General features: G+C 74.0%; 14 protein-coding genes and 1 pseudogene. 4 read left to right on the forward strand and 11 right to left on the reverse strand.

Annotated elements, in window-relative coordinates; genetic code table 11:
• Positions 1-169 precede the first annotated feature (169 nt).
• From AB0E88_RS15020 to AB0E88_RS15030, 3 genes are read right to left on the reverse strand one after another with little or no spacing between them, the layout of a single operon-like run.
• Complete coding sequence (locus tag AB0E88_RS15020) at positions 170-448, reverse strand: CDGSH iron-sulfur domain-containing protein (protein ID WP_361629700.1); 279 nt, start codon at positions 446-448, stop codon at positions 170-172.
• Positions 429-1,082, reverse strand: a complete 654-nt coding sequence (locus tag AB0E88_RS15025; protein ID WP_361629703.1) for a HemK2/MTQ2 family protein methyltransferase — start codon at positions 1,080-1,082, stop codon at positions 429-431. The genes AB0E88_RS15020 and AB0E88_RS15025 overlap by 20 nt, the downstream gene beginning before the upstream one ends.
• Before the next feature lie 22 nt (positions 1,083-1,104).
• Positions 1,105-2,130, reverse strand: coding sequence for an iron-containing redox enzyme family protein (locus AB0E88_RS15030; RefSeq protein ID WP_361629706.1), 1,026 nt, complete (start codon positions 2,128-2,130; stop codon positions 1,105-1,107).
• 156 nt (positions 2,131-2,286) lie between these two features.
• On the opposite strand from AB0E88_RS15030, the pseudogene AB0E88_RS15035 reads away from it, so the two are divergent.
• Positions 2,287-2,442 (forward strand): annotated as a pseudogene (locus AB0E88_RS15035) (MFS transporter); the annotation flags it as partial.
• Positions 2,443-3,122: 680 nt separating this feature from the next.
• Here the strand turns inward: AB0E88_RS15035 and AB0E88_RS15040 are convergent.
• Together AB0E88_RS15040 and AB0E88_RS15045 are read right to left on the reverse strand one after the other, a co-directional pair.
• A complete protein-coding gene (locus tag AB0E88_RS15040) occupies positions 3,123-3,326 on the reverse strand; it encodes a hypothetical protein (RefSeq protein ID WP_361629709.1) in 204 nt (67 codons plus the stop codon).
• The gene (locus tag AB0E88_RS15045) at positions 3,323-4,333 is read right to left on the reverse strand and encodes a Ppx/GppA family phosphatase (RefSeq protein WP_361629712.1); all 1,011 of its coding nucleotides are present in this window, start codon (positions 4,331-4,333) and stop codon (positions 3,323-3,325) included. The genes AB0E88_RS15040 and AB0E88_RS15045 overlap by 4 nt, the downstream gene beginning before the upstream one ends.
• A 92-nt stretch (positions 4,334-4,425) precedes the next feature.
• On the opposite strand from AB0E88_RS15045, the gene AB0E88_RS15050 reads away from it, so the two are divergent.
• Together AB0E88_RS15050 and AB0E88_RS15055 are read left to right on the forward strand one after the other, a co-directional pair.
• Complete coding sequence (locus tag AB0E88_RS15050; RefSeq protein WP_361629715.1) at positions 4,426-4,809, forward strand: metalloregulator ArsR/SmtB family transcription factor; 384 nt, start codon at positions 4,426-4,428, stop codon at positions 4,807-4,809.
• Positions 4,810-4,815: 6 nt separating this feature from the next.
• Positions 4,816-5,343: an SRPBCC family protein gene (locus AB0E88_RS15055; RefSeq protein ID WP_361629718.1), complete on the forward strand. Its 528-nt coding sequence runs from the start codon at positions 4,816-4,818 to the stop codon at positions 5,341-5,343.
• 22 nt (positions 5,344-5,365) lie between these two features.
• Here the strand turns inward: AB0E88_RS15055 and AB0E88_RS15060 are convergent, their stop codons facing one another.
• The 5 genes from AB0E88_RS15060 to AB0E88_RS15080 form a co-directional block, all read right to left on the reverse strand.
• Entirely contained in the window at positions 5,366-8,218 is a 2,853-nt protein-coding gene (locus AB0E88_RS15060; RefSeq protein WP_361629721.1) for an NHLP bacteriocin export ABC transporter permease/ATPase subunit, read from the reverse strand.
• Position 8,219: 1 nt separating this feature from the next.
• Positions 8,220-10,442 (reverse strand): NHLP family bacteriocin export ABC transporter peptidase/permease/ATPase subunit, encoded by a 2,223-nt coding sequence (locus AB0E88_RS15065; RefSeq protein WP_361629918.1) that lies wholly within the window; start codon positions 10,440-10,442, stop codon positions 8,220-8,222.
• Positions 10,442-11,248, reverse strand: coding sequence for an HlyD family efflux transporter periplasmic adaptor subunit (locus AB0E88_RS15070; RefSeq protein ID WP_361629921.1), 807 nt, complete (start codon positions 11,246-11,248; stop codon positions 10,442-10,444). The genes AB0E88_RS15065 and AB0E88_RS15070 overlap by 1 nt, the downstream gene beginning before the upstream one ends.
• Positions 11,249-11,342: 94 nt before the next feature.
• The gene (locus AB0E88_RS15075; protein ID WP_361629724.1) at positions 11,343-11,558 is read right to left on the reverse strand and encodes a type A2 lantipeptide; all 216 of its coding nucleotides are present in this window, start codon (positions 11,556-11,558) and stop codon (positions 11,343-11,345) included.
• 608 nt (positions 11,559-12,166) lie between these two features.
• A complete protein-coding gene (locus AB0E88_RS15080; RefSeq protein WP_361629727.1) occupies positions 12,167-12,580 on the reverse strand; it encodes a PaaI family thioesterase in 414 nt (137 codons plus the stop codon).
• Between the two features lie 223 nt (positions 12,581-12,803).
• On the opposite strand from AB0E88_RS15080, the gene AB0E88_RS15085 reads away from it, so the two are divergent.
• Positions 12,804-14,102, forward strand: a complete 1,299-nt coding sequence (locus tag AB0E88_RS15085) for a S1 family peptidase (RefSeq protein WP_361629730.1) — start codon at positions 12,804-12,806, stop codon at positions 14,100-14,102.
• 159 nt (positions 14,103-14,261) lie between these two features.
• Here the strand turns inward: AB0E88_RS15085 and AB0E88_RS15090 are convergent, their stop codons facing one another.
• The gene (locus tag AB0E88_RS15090) at positions 14,262-16,334 is read right to left on the reverse strand and encodes a GAF domain-containing SpoIIE family protein phosphatase (protein WP_361629924.1); all 2,073 of its coding nucleotides are present in this window, start codon (positions 16,332-16,334) and stop codon (positions 14,262-14,264) included.
• Positions 16,335-16,676 lie beyond the last annotated feature (342 nt).

Raw genomic sequence — 16,676 nt, forward strand, 5'->3', positions numbered from 1 at the left:
CCCTCCGGGAACACCGCGGGGGCGGCGGTGGTGTGTGCGGGCGCGGGCCGCCCGAGGGGGGGGGCGCCCCCCCCCCCCCCCCCGCCAGGAGGGCCCCCCCACCCCGCCGCCCCCCCGGCCCCCCCGCCGCCCCGGCTCTGCTGTGTCCGGCCGAGGACAGCCGACGAGGTCAGCCGCCCCGGCGGCCCCGGTCCGTCCGGTCCCCGGCCGCGTCCGTCGGGCGGTCGCCGCCCCGGGCCGGGGTGTCCGGCTTCGCCGTCCGGCGGTGGCTCGTGTCGCACCACGGGTAGCGGCGGCTGCGCCGGCAGGTGCACAGGGCGACGCGGAAGCGGTCGGAGGAGACGGTGCTGCCGTCCTCCAGTTCCACCTCCACCGGGCCCTCCACCAGCAGCGGGCCGGGGCGCTGCACCTTGATCCTGCGCGGCGGGTCAGACGGGGAGTTCGGCACGGACCACCACCAGTTCCTCGCTCGTGTCCTCGGCGGACAGCAACCCCCGCGCCCGCAGCCAGCCCTGCCGTTCACGCAGCACGGGACCGAAGCCGATGCGGTGGCGCCGGGTCACCGACGCCTTCAGCCCGGCCGCACGCAGGCAGGCCAGGGTCTGCTCCGGATCGCTCAGCGCGGAATGGACGATCAGCAGGATCCCTCCCGGGCGCAGCAGACCGGGTGCCTCCCGGCAGATCCGGTCCAGCAGCAGCCTGCCGTCGCCTCCGGCGTCCCAGGCGCGGGCCGCGCCGCGCGCCGCACGGGGGCCGTCGGGGGCCGGCACGTAGGGCGGGTTGGCCACGATGAGGTCGAAGGACTGCCCGCGCACCGGCTCGAAGAGGTTGCCGCGCCGGATGCGCAGCCGCAGTCCGGACCGCCAGGCGTTCACGCGCGCGCTCCACACCGCCCGCCGCGACACGTCGACAGCTGTCACCCGCATACCGAGACGCGCGGCCTCCAGGGCCAGGGCCCCGCTGCCGGTTCCCACGTCCAGCACGGCCGCGCCCCGGGGGAGCGGCTCGTCGCACAGCGCCCCGGCCAGGAGCCGGGTGTCGTCCTGAGGGGCGTACACGCCCGGAAGCACCAGAGGAGTCACGAGCCGTCGAGTTCCCCCTTCATCAGGAAATATGAGGGACTTCTGTGGCAGTCGGGGCGTCCAGTGGTGTCCGCAGCGAAGAGGAGCCCGAGCGCCAGGCGTCGAGCAGCCGGTCGGCGAGACGGCCCTCCAGGTATTCGGTGGCGTCGATGCCGAAGACCACGTCGGGCGCGAGGTGCGGCTCCTCCTCCAGCAGGCCGTCGATCACCTCGTGCCGGACGATCTGCTCGTGCACGGCGTCCGCCTCCACGTGCTCGTCGTAGAAGAACACGGCGGCCGGGCCCGCGCCCGCGCGGCGCATCGCCTCCGCGAGCCGCCGGGAGCCGGGGGAAGAGGTGATCTCGACGTCGGCGAAGTGGCCCACCAGGGCGCCGCGCAGCTCGCGGTGCAGGCCGAACAACGACATCAGGTTGACGATGCCGAGCATCTCCGCGCAGCCCGCGTCGAGATAGCGGCCGTAGGCGGTGTCCAGGCCCAGGTCCGTCATCAGGTCGGCGAACAGGCGGGCGTGCACCCGGTCGGCGCGGCCACCGCCGAACTCGTCGAACTCCACCGCCGCCATCGCCGCCTTGGCCCGCCCCGTCAGCCGGGGCAGCACCCAGGCGTGCGGGTCGGCCTCCTTCAGGTGGTACAGCGAGCGGTGCGCCGCGTACTCGCGCAGCTGCCACAGCTCGCCCTTCTCGCACAGGTGGTGGCTGACGCCGGTGCCGTCGGCCGGTTCGACCAGCAGATCGCCCACGGCCTCCTCGACACTGGCGTGCACGGGTGTGTCCGCGCGCAGCGCCGACAGGAAACGCTGCTCCAGTGCGGCCCGGGTGCGCAGCAGGTCGGGGTCCCACTCCCGGTCGCCGGGCACCCCGGCGAAGCCCCGGTAATGCAGCTCGTAGCACACGTACAGAGCGAGTTGCAGGTCGTCGCCGTACGGGTCCGCGCCGGCCACCGCGGAGGCGGCGGGCAGCGGACCGGTGCCGCGCAGATGGTCCAGGACGGCCCCGGACAGGGGGCCGCGGGCCGACGGCAGCCGAGGTTCGCGGAGATCATGTGCCATGCCGCCTGGGTACCCGGGCCGACCGAAGACACGCGTGGCACGCCTGGTGGGCGTACTGCGCGCCCGCCGGCTGCCGCCCGTGCGGCCTGGCGGCACCGCATGACGGCGGCCCCTGCTTCGACCGCGGCCGCCCGCGGAGGCGTGCGTGCCCGAACGGTCGCCGAGCTGGAGTCGGGCAACCTCGACGCCGCCTGCGAGCAGGGCGTGCGGGCGGTGGAGGTGGCCGGACGGATCTCGTCGGCGCGTACCACGAAGTACGTGAAGGATCTGCTGCACCGGCTGGAGCCGTACGGGGACGAGCCGCGGGTGTGACGGGGCCGCCGGGGGGAGACGAGCCGACCCGGCCGCGGGCCGACCGGCGTCGCGGTGGCGGGTCGGGTCAGGTGGGAAGGCCGGGGGAGGGGGCATCTCGGCGGGGCTCCGGCCCGGGCGCGGGAGAGTCAGCGCCCGTCAGCCGGGTCGCGCGCCTCCGCCCTTGCCCGGGGCTGCGCACCCAGGGCCCCGTGCCCCGGTCATGCGCGCCGCGCGTCCCGTCCGTGCAGGTGCACGCAGCGCCGGGGACCCGTCAGCCGGGCCCACGCGCCCTGGGGTCCGTGTGCCCTGGGTCTGCGCGCCGCGCGTCCCGTCTGTACACGTCACGCAGCCCCGGGGGTGTCAGCCGGGGCCCGCGCGCCCTAAGGTCCCTGTGCACTGCGTCTGCGCGCCGCGCCTTCGTCCTCTGCACGGCCCCGGGCCCGTCAGCCGGACCTACGCGCTTCACGAGGGTCCGCATGCCCTGGGCCCGCGCGCCCCGCCTTTACGCAGCCCCGCCTCCACGCAGCCCCGCCCCCCGCGCCCCCGGCGGGCGCGTCCCGCCGCGGCGCCCCCAGCGCGCACCAGCCGGGGCCCGGAGCGTCTCCGGGCCCCGGCTGGGCGGGCCGTGCGGCGGTGGCCGTCGGTGTGCGGCCGTCGGTGTGCGGCCGTCGGTGTGCGGCCGTCGCGGCGGTCCGGGCTCAGTCGCCCTGGGATTCCTCCTCGGCGCGGGCGTTCGGTGTGATGGCCTCGCCGGCCTCGCCCCGGTGGCGCTTGTCCCGCTCGTCGTCCGTGACGCGCTTCTCGGCGTCCTCCACCTCGTGCAGGATCTCCTCCAGCGCCGTCTCGGGGCGGCGGCTGCTGTTCTCGGCCATGTCGTCGTCCTCCTCGTTCTTGCCGTTCACTTCGTCAGCGCCGCGATCCGCAGCGGCACCGGCTCGGGGAGCGCCGGCTCCTCGGCGCGCCGGCAGATCTCCGCCCACCAGGACGGTCCGTCCTCGACGTGGCGCAGCATCACGCCCTCGCGGATCGCCCACGGGCAGACCGCGACCGACCTCAGCCCGGTCAGCTTCATCGCCGTGTGCCCGACCACCGCACCGGCGAGGCTCTGCGTGGCGCGCGGCGCGGAGATACCGGGCAGTGCGGCCCGTTCCGCGGCCGGCAGCCCGGCCAGCCGGGCGGCGGCCCGGCGCAGGTCCGCGCGGTGCAGCTCCCGCTCCACGAACGGCCCGTGCCGACCGGGCGCCGCCCCGCACAGCCGCCCCAGCTGCTGGAAGGTGCGCGAGGTGGCGGCCGCCGTGCGCGGACCCTCCCACCGGATCCGCGCCGCCACGTCCCGCAGCTCGTGGCGCACCCGGCGGCGCAGTGCCCGCAGCTGTTCCGGTGCCGGCGGATCCTGGCCGCCCTCGAGGAACTCATGCGTCAGCCGCGCCGCACCCAGCGGCAGCGAGGCCACGAAGTCCGGCAGCCGGCCGCGCCCGAAGGCGACCTCCAGCGAGCCGCCGCCGATGTCCAGCAGGGCCAGCGGTCCCGACCGCCAGCCCATCCAGCGCCGCGCCGCCAGAAACGTCAGCTCGGCCTCCAGCTCACCCGGCAGCGTGCACAGATCCACCCCGGTGCGGGCCCGCACCTCCCGGAGCACCTCGCCCCGGTTCGGCGCGGCCCGTACGACGGCTGTCGCGAACGCCAGCGGCCCCGCCGCGCCCCACTTCGCCGCGGTCCGGCTCGCCCCGGCGACCGCGTCGGCGAGCTGGACGACGTCCTCCTCGGGCACCGGATCCCCGGGTCTGACGCGCTGTCCCAGTCTGAGCCGCCATTTGGCGGTGTGCACCGGCAGCGGCACCCCGCCCTCCGCGTCCGCGACCACCAGCCGGACTGTGTTCGATCCGACGTCCACCACACTCATGCGCATGGAGGGGCGAGTACCCAGCGCGGTGGGATCATGCCGTTACGCATTTGTGCATTCCTTGACAGGCATATAACCAAGAAGGAATATTGGGTCGCATGTCCGACGACGCCTCACTGTGGACCGCCCTCGCCGACCCGCACCGGCGCGCCATCGTCGCGCTGCTGCTGGAGGGACCGCGGTCCGTCGGCGAGATCGTCGAGGTCCGCGGACTGAGCCAGCCCAGCACCTCCAAGCACCTCAAGGTGCTCAGACAGGCCGGCCTGGTCCGGGTACGGCAGGACGCGCAGCGCCGCGTCTACGCCCTCGACCCGGCCCCGATCGCCGCACTGGACGCCTGGCTCGCCCCCTACCGCGGCCTGTGGAACACGAGCCTGGACGCCCTCGGCCGCCGCCTCGACGGCACGTCGGACGCGTCCGGGGACGCCACAGACCCCGAGCCCCCCGAGACCTCCCCGGAACCCCCCACCCCGAAGGACTGATCCGCCATGGCCGCCGACCTCACCGGCACCTACCTCACCCTCGACGACGGCCGCCCGGCCGTCCGCTTCAGCCGCACCTACGACCACCCCGTGGACCGCGTCTGGCGTTTCGTCACCGATCCGGACGAACTCGCCCAGTGGTTCCCCTCCCGCGCCGAGTTCGACCTGCGCCCCGGCGGCACCGTCACCTTCCGCGGCGACCCGGCCATGGCGGACTCCACCGGCCGGGTCGTCGCCGTCGACCCGCCCCGGCACCTGTCCTTCACCTGGGGCGACGACGAACTCCGCTTCGACCTGGAGGAACTCGCCGAGGGGCGCACCCGCTTCACCCTCACCAACGTCCTCGCCGCACCGGACAGCGCCGCCCGCAACGGCGCCGGGTGGGAGGTCTGCCTCGCCGCACTCGACGCCGCGGCGCGCGGCGAGCGCCTCCAGGGGCCGCACGCGGGCCCCACCGCCGACTGGAAGGCGCTCTACGCCGCCTACATCGACGCGGGCCTGCCCTCGGGCGCCCCGGTGCCCGGCCTGGACTGACCCACCGCGCCACGGGAGAACATCACGTCATCTGCCGTCGCACCAGCTCGTGCAGCCGCCCGCCCGTGTCGGCGAGCAGCTGCGCGGGCGGCCCCTGCTGGGCCACCCGGCCGTTCTCCATCACGATCACACGGTCCGCGTCCAGCACCGTCGACAGGCGGTGCGCGATGACGATCCGGGTCGCGTTCAGCGCCTTCGTGGACTCGATCACCGTGCGCTGCGTCTCGTTGTCCAGGGCGCTGGTCGCCTCGTCGAAGAACAGGATCCGCGGGCGCCGGATCAGCGCCTGCGCGATCATCAGCCGCTGCCGCTGCCCGCCGGAGATCGCACCGTTGCCGGCGACGATGGTGTGCAGCCCCATCGGCATCCGCTGGATGTCCTCGGCGAGCCCCGCCATCTCGGCCGCCGCCATCGCCTCCTCCGGCGTGTACGGCTCGGTGCCGCAGATGACGTCCAGGATCGACCCGGTGAACGGCTGCGCGTGCTGGAGCACCACCCCGCACTGCCGCCGCACCGCCGACTGGTCGAGGGCGGCCAGGTCCTGCCCGTCGTACAGGACACTGCCGGAAAGGGGTCTGTCGAAACCGATCAGCAGCCGCAGCAGCGTGGACTTGCCGCAGCCGCTCGGGCCGACGACCGCCACGAACTCACCCGGGCGCACCTCGAAGGACACGTCGTCCAGGACGAGCGGTCCGTCGTCGGAGTAGCGGAACGACAGCCGTCGCGCCTCGATCGCCCCGGACAGCGGACCCGGCCGGGTGCTCGCCGCGGGCACCTCGGGCGCGGCCTCGAGCACCGGCCTGATCTCCTCGAACAGCGGCAGCGCGGCCACCGCGGAGACGAACGCGCCGGTCAGCTGGGTGACCGAGGTCAGCAGCATCGTCACCGACGTGTTGAAGGTGAGGAAGTCGGCCGCCGACAGCGCGCCGCGCGCCGGACCGGCCAGCAGCATGAACATCAGCAGCGAGCACAGCGGGAGATACACCGCGCCCAGCACCGAGTTGAGGTTCTTGATCTTCCCCAGCCGCTGCTGCAGCTCACGGCTGCGGGCGAACTCGGACGCCCACGCCGCGTAGGCGTAGTTCTCGGCCGCCGCCACCCTCAGCTTCGGCAGTCCGCGCAGGGTCTGGAAGGCCTGGTTGTTCAGCTTGTTGGTGAGCACCACCAGCTTGCGCTGCCAGCGCACCTGCCACAGGCCCAGCGCCGTGAACACACCCGCGATGACCACGAGCATGCCGATCGCCGCCATGGCCATCGGCACGCTGAACCACAGCAGCAGCCCCAGGTTCATCGCGCCGACGGTGACCGACTGCGCCACCGACGGGCCGACTCCGGCCAGCAGTCGGCGCATCGCGCTGACACCCATCGCCGCGCTCGCCAGTTCACCCGTGGAACGCTGCGCGAAGAACTTCGTCGGCAGTCGCAGCAGCCTGTCCCACACGGCCGGTTGCAGCGTGGCCTCGATCCGGCCCTCCAGCCGCAGGATGGTCAGGTTCTGCAGCAGCATGAACGCCGCCGCCACCACACCGGAGACCATCACCGCCAGGCACACCTGCACGATCAGCCCGGACTGCGCCCGCGGCACGTACTCACCGAGCACCCGGCCCGTCGCCACCGGCACCAGCGCGCCGATCGCCACCGTCACCAGCCCCGCCAGCAGCAGCCACATCAGATCCGAGCGGGTGCCGCGCAGCGTGAACCGCAGCAGCCCCAGCGGCCCGAGCCCCTTCTCCGGCAGCGGCCGGTAGAACATCACCGCGCGCGCCTCGAACTCCCCGGCGTTCGCCTTCTCCACCGGCGTCTCCCGGCCGGTCGCCGGATGGACGGCGACATAGCCGCCGCGCCGCCACAGCAGGGCCACCGGCGCCCCGGACAGCGCCCGCCGGCCGACCAGCGGCCCGGCGTTCTCCCGCCACCAGCGGCCGTTCAGGCGGACGGCCCGGGTGCGCAGCCGCGAGGCGAGCGCGACCCGTTCGACCGGGTCGAGCCGGTCGTCACCGGTGCCGGACTGCGGCGGTGCGGTGAGCGTGATCCCGGCGGCCTCGGCGACCAGTTTGCAGGCCGCGTAGGTGGCGTCCGCGTCGGCGGACGTGGTGCGCTTGGCCGAGCTGCGCCCGATGGAGGCGAGCAGGGTGCGGTCGGCCTGGGCGCGCACCGCCTCACCGGCCTTGATGCCGGCGGCCGTGCGGGTCTCGTGGGTGCGCTCCAACTGCTCGATCCAGCGGTCCAGGGTGGCCAGCAGCCGGTACTGCTGGTCCACCATGCCCTGCCAGACCGCCGGGTCCATCAGCAGGTCGGCGGCCGCCTCCTGGCCGTACAGGGAGCCGTACTGGACGCTGCCGGGCGGCACCTGCATCCAGAAGACGTCGTCGTCCTCCGCCATGCTCGAAGACGCTCGCACGGGGGCGCCCCCACCGTCCGCCGGGCGTTCCTCGGCCATCGGCGCCTGGAACAGGACCGACAGACCGCGGCCCACGCCGAGCGCGAGGGCGTACTCCAGCGGACTCGTCGTCGGCGGCACGTACTGCGGGTTGCCGTACTCGTCGTAACTCCACGTCTGCGTCTGCGCGGGCTGGTACAGCTCGCGCAGCGCGACGCGGTGCATCACGCAGTCGCGCACCGGGCGGGCGACGAGCGTGTGCTGCGGCCCGGCGACCGGGCCGAGCAGCAGCGAGCCCGCCTCCAGCCGTCCCAGGTGGTGCCAGTGGCCCTGCTGCGCGGCGTCGACCGCGAACAGGTCCAGTGCCCCGGCCGCGACCAGCCACAGCACCTGCGGGCCCTCCAGGTCCAGCCGGCCGAGGCCCGCGCAGTCCAGCGGCGTCCCCAGCTGCCCGAACGCGCCGAGCACCAGGTCGCCTTCGTGTACGGCCGTCATCTCATCGCTCCCTGACCAGCGCCGCGTACGCGCCGCCCAGCGCCACCAGCTCCTCGTGCCGGCCGCGCTCCACGATCTGGCCGTGCTGGAGCACGACGATCTCGTCGCTGTCGCGCACCGTGCTGAGCCGGTGCGCGATCACCACGCAGGCGCAGCCGCGGCGGCGCAGGTTGTCCATCACGATCTGCTCGGTCTCGGCGTCCAGGGCGCTGGTGACCTCGTCCAGGACGAGGATGCTCGGGCGGCGCACCAGGGCGCGCGCGATCTCCAGCCGCTGGCGCTGCCCGCCGGAGAAGTTGCGGCCGTCCTGCTCCACCTTGCTGTGGATGCCGCCGGGCCGGCGCGTCACCACGTCGTACAGCGCCGCGTCGCGCAGTGCCTCCAGCACCGCGTCGTCGGGGATCGACGGGTCCCACAGCGCCACGTTGTCCCGGACCGTGCCCTCGAAGAGGAACACGTCCTGGTCGACGAAGGACACCGAGGCCGCGAGCGCGCCGCGCGGAATGTCGTCCAGGCGCTGCCCGTCGATGCGGATCACGCCCTCCCACGGCGTGTACAGGCCCGCGATCAGCCGGGACACCGTCGACTTGCCGCTGCCCGAGCCGCCGACCAGGGCCACCTGCCGGCCGGGGCCGACCGTCAGGTCGAACCCGCTCAGCAGCGGCTTGTCCAGCGGGCTGTAGCCGAAGGTGATGTCCTGCAGCTCGACATGGCCGTGCAGCCGGCGTGTGGAGTCGGCGCCGCCCGCGCGGCCGTAGAGCGGATCGGCGCGGAAGTTCTCCACGTCCTTCAGCCGGGCCACGTCCGCGGCGAAGTCCTGGATGCGCCCCGCGACGCCGTTGAGCCGGGTCAGGGGAGCGGTGAACCGGGTCACCAGCGCCTGGAAGGCGACCAGCAGACCGACCGAGATGTGCCCCTCGATCGCCCGCATGCCGCCGATCCACAGGATCAGCGCGCTGTTCAGCGTGGCCAGCGTCGGCGCCACCACGCCCAGCCAGGCGCTCGGCACGCCGAGCCGCTGCTGCTCCTCCAGCGTGGTGGCGTGCTGTCCGGCCCACTTGCGGAAGTAGCCGTCCTCGCCGCCGGTCGCCTTCATCGTCTCGATGAGCTGAAGGCCGGTGTAGGCGGTGTTGGTCAGCCGTGCGCTGTCCGCGCGCAGCTTCGCCGTGCGCGTCGCGCGCAGCCGGACGACCACCCGCATGGCGACGACGTTCAGCAGGGCCACTCCGATGCCTACGGCCGTGAGCTGCGGGTCGTAGGTGTACAGCAGGATCGCGTACAGCACGACGACCACCGCGTCCACGCCCGCCGCCGCCAGATCGCGGGCCAGGGTCTCGGCGACCTGGTCGTTGGACTGCAACCGCTGGACCAGGTCGGCCGGGCTGCGCTGGGAGAAGAAGGTCACCGGCAGCCGCAGCAGATGGCGCAGGAAGCGGGCGCTGGAGAGCGTGGAGGAGATGATCCGGCCGTGGTGCAGGTTCGCCTGTTGCAGCCAGGTCAGCGCGACGGTGAGCGCGACACACGCCGCCATGGACGCGAACAGCACGCCCAGCAGCGAGGTCTGCCCGCCGATCAGGAACATGTCGATGTAGGTGCGGCTCAGCGCCGGCACCGCCGCGCCCACCAGCACCAGCAGCAGGCTCGCCAGCACCGCCGCCGGCAAGGTGCCCGCGGTGCCCTTCAGCCGTGCGGGCATCGCCCCCCACACGCCGGGCTTGCGGCCACCCGTGGTGAAGTCCTCGCCCGGCTCCATCACCAGCACCACACCGGTGAAGCTGCCGTCGAAGTCCTCCAGGGTGACGAACCGGCGGCCCTTGGCGGGGTCGTTGACGAACACGCCGCGCCGGCCGAAGCGGCGGCCCATCCCGTCGTAGACCACGTAGTGGTTGAACTCCCAGAACAGGATCGCGGGCGCCTTGACCTCGGCGAGTGCCGCCAGGTCCATCTGCATGCCCTTGGCCGTCAGACCGTAACCGCGGGCGGCCTTGAGCAGGTTGGAGGCGCGTGAGCCGTCGCGGGAGACGCCGCAGGCGATGCGCAGCTCCTCCAGCGGGACGTGCCGGCCGTAGTGGCCGAGCACCATCGCCAGGGAGGCGGCACCGCACTCCACCGCCTCCATCTGGAGCACGGTCGGGGTGCGCACGGTCCTCGCGCGCGGCTTCGGCACGGAACGCTTCGGCGGGGCGGCGCGTCGCCGGCCCCGCGTCTCGGGTGCGGCGGTGATCACGGCAGCAGCCAATCGACGGGACGCTGATCGGCCAGGTGGATCGAACCCGTGGCCAGGGTCATGGAGGTCAGGGGGTACGGCGGGCCGTCCGCGGACGACCAGCGGTAGCCGCTCCCAGTGCGGGACGAGGTGTCCAGTTCGACCGTGACGGCCACCGGCCGACCCTTCTTCGTGAACTGCTCGCCGAGCTGGCTGTCCCCGAGGAACGCGCCGATGGCCTGCGCCGACTGGGCGGTGCGGTCCACGGACTTCACATGGCCGCGCAGCACGCCGTACTGCTGCGCCGGCACCGTCTGCACGGTCAGGTCCACGGCGGCGTGCGCGGGGATGATCGAGGCGTTCTCGGCCGGGACGTACACGGTGGCGTACAGCGGGTCGCCGGCGTGCGCGACCTTCTCCACGGCCGCGACGTTCGCGCCGGTGGAGATGATCTGCCCGATGGTGGCGGCGAGCGCCGTGATACGGCCCGCGGCGACCGTGCGGACCGTGGTCTCGCCGTCGGCCGTGCGGACCTTCAGCACCGGGGCGTTCGCGGGCAGCCGGGCGCCCTCCTCGGCGAGGACCGCCGTCACCTGCCCCGCGACCGGGCTCTGCAGGACGTAACTGCCCTCCCCGTGGGTGAGAACGGCCGGCGCGCCGACCGTGGAGGCGACGGAACCGGTCACCGCCCACACCGAGGCGGCCACGATCGCGACCACCGTCACCGACAGCACGAGCCAGCCCTGCGGGCGGGCGAGACGCACCGGAAGATCGAGCTCCTCCGGTGATTGGAGCTTGGCGAGGGCCTGTTGGCGGAACTGCACGGTCACCTACATCGGGTACGGCACCGGTGGCACGCCCGTAGGTCCCGGAGCCGGGGGGCGGCTGCGGGACCTACGGGGGGCACAGAAGGTGCGATCAGAGGCCGGCGACCAGGCCGGTGATCGGGGCGGTGTTCAGGCCGGTGACGCCCTCGACCGTGCCGACGACCGTGTCCACCACGCCCGAGACCGGGGCGATGCCGTTGAGGGCACCGGTGGCGGTGTTCAGGGCGTTGACGGACAGGCCGCCGGAGACGTTGTCCAGCTCGGCGTCGGAGATCTCGACGGTCGCAACCTGGGGGGTGGAGTTCATGATGGAACTTCCCTTCATATGGGTATGTCACAAGGGGGGTACCGGGGGTCACGGGGATCCCCGCGGTGCGTTGGATAAAAGCACGCGGCGACCGCGCGCTTCCAATCAACCTGGGCTCTCACCTGGGCACTTGTGCCGCTCGCCGACCCAAAGGTGCAGGCGCGCGCACGCGGCGTCGGCGACTTCTTCACACCTCGCTCCGCTTCGGCGCACACCCCGGCTTGCGGTCCGCCGGCCGAATCGGGCACTTGGCGCAAACGAAGACCGGGCGCCGCGCGGTTGTGCAGATCCGCGGCACCCGGTGACCTGGTTGAGCATTCGATGTGCAGATTCCCTGAAGCAGATATTCCGTTCCGTGTCCGCAACCGACCGTCGCCGGACGGATACCGATCGTGTCAGCCTCGGGTCCGACCGGCATGGCGCGCGTCAGCCGTCGCGCCCCACCGATACGGCTCGCAACAGCCGTTGCCCGGCCGGTATCGCTCGCGTGAGGCGTCGCCCAGCCGGTATCGCTCGCGTGAGGCGTCACCGGACCCGGATCGACCGCCTCAGCCGTCGCCGGGCCCGGACCGGCCCCGTCAGCCGTCGCCGGACCCGGATCGCTCGCGTCAGCCGAGCAGTGCGTACACCGTGGTGGCGTGTGCGGCGAGCTCGCCCGAGGCCGCGTCGACGAGCGAGACGTCCGCGAACGCCATGCGGCGGCCCAGCTTGGTGAGCACCGCCGTGATCAGGACGTCCGCCCCCGTCACGGCGCGCTGGAAGGACGTCGACTGCTGCACGGTCGTCATCGGGACATAGCCGTCGCGCGCCGCCGACACGGCGAGCACGGTCGCGGTGTCGGCGGCCGCCATCAGCGCCTGCCCCGACAGCGCCCCGCCCTCCCTGGCCAGCCGGTCCGACCAGGGCAGGCGCAGCGTCGCCCGGCCCGGCTCGATCTCCTGCACGGACAGCCCCAGATCCAGCACCCAGGGCGCGAAGTTGCCGGACAGGATCTTGTCCGCCTCGGCGGTGGTCATCGTCATGCGGGGATTCTTCCCGCATCCGGCCCGCCACGCCCGTGTCCCGGCCCGATCGCCCCTCCGTGTCCCGGCCCGATCCCCCCTCCGTGTCCTGGCCGGATCGGCGCGCGTGGCAAGCTCGTTGACACACCGCGTTGAACACCCCGCCCGCGCCCTGCGTACCAACGGCCGTCCAGGCGCCGCTGAGAGGGCCCTACCCCCACAACCCCCCAGGAGGGCGAGAACGTTGAGTCACAAGCGAATCCCGAAGCGCAAGGCAGCGATGGCGGCGGGCGGTGTGGCGGCGCTCGGCGCGGCGGCGATCCTGCTGCCGCAGGCCAACGCCTCGCAGGACGGCGCCTCGGGCACGCCGGCCCCGCGCACCCTCAAGGCCGCCGACGCCCAGGGCCTGGCAGCGCAGCTCTCCGGCCTGCTGGGCGATTCCTTCGCCGGCTCCTACTACGACGCGGGCAAGCGCCAACTCGTCGTCGACGTCGCCCCCGGCGGCGACGACAACGTCGTCGCGCAGGCCAAGAAGGCCGGTGCGGCGGTGCGCGAGGTCGCCCACAGCCTGGCCGCCCTGAAGTCGGGTGCCCGCACGCTGAAGGACCGGGCCTCCATACCCGGCACCGCCTGGGCCATCGACCCGCGCACCAACAAGCTGCTGGTCACCGCCGACCGCACCGTCACCGGCGCGCGGTGGGAGCGGCTCCAGTCGACCGTGCGGAGCCTCGGCCAGGACATGGCCACGGTGAAGAAGTCCACCGGGACCTTCAAGACCTTCGTCTCCGGCGGCGACGCCATCTTCGGCGGCGGGGCGCGCTGCTCCCTCGGCTTCAACGTCACGGCGTCCGACGGCTCACCCGCCTTCCTGACGGCCGGTCACTGCGGGGTCGCCGCCAAGCAGTGGTCCGACGCGCAGAACGGACAGCCCATTGCCACCGTCGACCAGGCGGTCTTCCCCGGCAACGGCGACTTCTCCCTCGTCAAGTACGACGACCCGAACACCCAGGCGCCCAGCGAGGTCAACGCCGGCGGCGGACGGACCGTGCAGATCAGCCAGGCCGCGGACGCGACCGTCGGCCAGCAGGTCTTCCGGATGGGCAGCACGACGGGACTGCACGACGGGCAGGTCCTCGGACTCGACGCCACCGTCAACTACCCCGAGGGCACGGTCAGCGGACTCATCCAGACGAACGTGTGCGCCGAACCCGGCGACAGCGGCGGCTCCCTGTTCACCCAGGACGGCCTCGCGGTCGGCCTCACCTCGGGCGGCAGCGGCGACTGCACCTCCGGCGGGGAGACGTTCTTCCAGCCGGTGACGACGGCACTGCAGGCGACGGGGGCGGCGCTGGGCGCGGGTGCCGGCGCGGGTGCCGGCGGCGCGGGCCAGGGCGCGGGTGAGCAGCAGTCCGGCGCCGGCCAGTCCGGCAGCGGCGCGGGCGACGGCTCGGCGACCGGCGACGGCTCGGGCGCACAGGACGGTTCCGGCGCGCAGGACGGTTCCGGCGCAGGTGACGGTTCCGCGCTCACCGGGACGAACTGACTTCGCCCCCTGCGGACCCCCTGACCGGCCTCACCGCGGTTCCCGGCCGGCAGGGGAGACGGTCCGGTCCTCCGGCGGGAGGGCCGGACCGCTCATCGCGACCTCATCACACCGGCTCGTCCCGAGCGGGTCCTCACGACCAGGCTCATCGCGCCCCGCTCACCGGGCTCGCAGGACCAGCAGCGCCACGTCGTCGATGCGTTCCTCCCCGGCGGTGTACTGCGTGACGAGAGCGTCGGCGAGTTCGTCCAGCGGCATGTCGCCGCAGTCGGCGAGCCGCTCGCACAACTCGGCCAGCGCGTCCTCGATGTCGGTGCCCGGGGACTCGATCAGCCCGTCGGTGTAGAGCAGGAGCAGCGCCCCCGGCGGCAGCTCGAACTCGGTCGTCGCGTACGCGGCCCCCGCGTCGATGCCGAGCAGGGGACCGCCCGCCCGGTCGAGCACCTTCACACGTCCGTCCGGCCTGCGCAGCAGCGGCGGGGGATGCCCGGCCCGCGCCATCACCGCGCGTCCGTGTCCCGGGTCCAGCCGCAGGTACAGACAGGAGGCGAACAGGTCGGAGCCGAGGTCGATCAGCAGCCGGTTGGTGGCGCTCATGACCTCTCCCGGGCTGTGCCCGACGGTCGTGTACGCCCGCACCGCGGTGCGGATCTGCCCCATCAGCCCCGCCGCCGTCACGTTGTGCCCCTGGACGTCCCCGATGACCGCCGCCGCCAGCGGAGGCGAGGGCACCAGGTCGTAGAAGTCGCCGCCGATGTCCATGCCGCGGGTCGCGGGCAGATAGCGCGCGGCCGCGTCGATGCCGGGCAGCGGGGGCAGCGAGTGCGGCAGCAGGGCCTCCTGCAGCCCGTGCGCCAGCTGGTGTTTGACGTCGTACAGCAGAGCGCGTTCCAGTGCCTGCGCGATCAGTCCGCCGAGACTCGTCAGCACCGCGCGCTCGTCGGCCGGGAACGGGTGCGGCTCGGCGTAGGCGAGGACGCAGGTGCCGACGGGGCGGCCGGAGGCGATGAGCGGCAGATACGCCCAGGCCGCGAAGCCGTCCGGGGTGGCGTGGCGGGACGGGTACAGCCGCTCCAGCTCCCGCCGCGAGGCGAAGAACGCGGGCACCCCGCTGTTCAGGGCCTGCGTGCCGGGCGTCGCCTCGGTCAGCGGGGTCCCGTCGAACCGCTCCACGACGTGCGCATCCGGGTAGCCGCGGTGTCCCAGCACATGCAGCCGGCCGGCCCGCGAGCCGAGCAGCACCACGGCCCGGCTGCCGACGGCCGGGGCCAGCTCCTGAGCGACCAGCGCCACCACGTCCTGCACGCCCACCGCCTCGGTCAGCGCCCCGGCCAGGCTCAGCACCTGCGAGATGGTCACCAGCCGGGACGGCGCGTCCCCGGGCTGCGGACCGGCCCGGTACAGTTCCGACACCGCCCGGGCCCGCGAGATGCGCACGCTCAGCCCGGTCGTGCTCGGATACAGGCGGAACGACAGCCATGTGCCGGGCGGGCGCATCGCCACGAACGACGTGACCTGCTGGCTGATCAGCGCGCCCCGGTAGCGGTCCTCGTACATCGGATCGCGCAGCCAGGGCAGCGTGACCCACGGCTGGTCGCCGAGCAGGTCCTCCACCTCGGCGCCCAGCAGTTCGGCCGCCGCCGCGTTGACGAAGGAGACCCGGCCGTTCAGATCCAGCGAGCACAGCCCGTACGGCAGCCGTGCCACCATCCGGGCCGCCTCGGCGGAGCCCAGCGAGCCGGTCAGCCCCTCCGGGGGCGGCGTGGCGAGCAGGTCGGGCTCGGACCGCAGCGGCCGGCCCTCGGCGGCGGCCCGCTCGAGCTGCCGGGCGAGGTGGTCGCAGGCCGCGGTCAGCCTTCGGAGCTCGTCCTGCTGCGGCTCGGCCGGACGCCCGCCGGGCCAGGTGACGAACACCGCCCCGTACACCGTGGAATTGGTGGCCACCGGCAGGGCGGCCAGCCCGAAGGGGTAGGGGAGCACCACCGAGATCCGGGGGTAGCGGCGGGCCATGTCCTCCTCACCGCCCACCCACACCGGGCGCCGCTCGCGGGCCGCCTCCGCCACCGGGATCGGCGCGCCGAGCCCGACCCGCTCCCACGGGGCGGCGAACGCCCGGGGCATCCCGACCATCACCGCCATCTCCAGCACCGGCTCGTCGGGGACCCTCAGGTACACCGCGCCGGAGTGCGCCCCGACGTCCTCCAGCATCGCCGTGAGCGCCAGCGACAGCAGCGGTCCGCTGTCCGGTTCGCCGTGGCCCGCTTCCTCGCCCGGCGTCCCGTGGTCCGCTCCCTCGTCCGGTTCCCCGGGGGCCGGTGCGCCGTCCGGCTCCCCGTGAGCCGGCGCAGCACGCCCGGGCGGCTGCCCGTCGGTCACGCCGACCACCTCCTCGCCCGCCCGCGTCGGCCGCGGACCCGACGTTGCACGCGTTCCCCGCAGGCACGCCGGAAAGCCCCGGGGAGGTCCCAGGGATCAAATCTGCCTCGCCGGGCCGAGCCGCGCACGGCGAGCGCCCGCGAGCCGCCGCGACGGGCGGTGCCCTGGGCCGTCACGCCGCACCGGCCGGCGCGGGGA

The sequence above is a fragment of the Streptomyces sp. NPDC028635 genome, assembly GCF_040637635.1.
Taxonomy (GTDB): domain Bacteria; phylum Actinomycetota; class Actinomycetes; order Streptomycetales; family Streptomycetaceae; genus Streptomyces.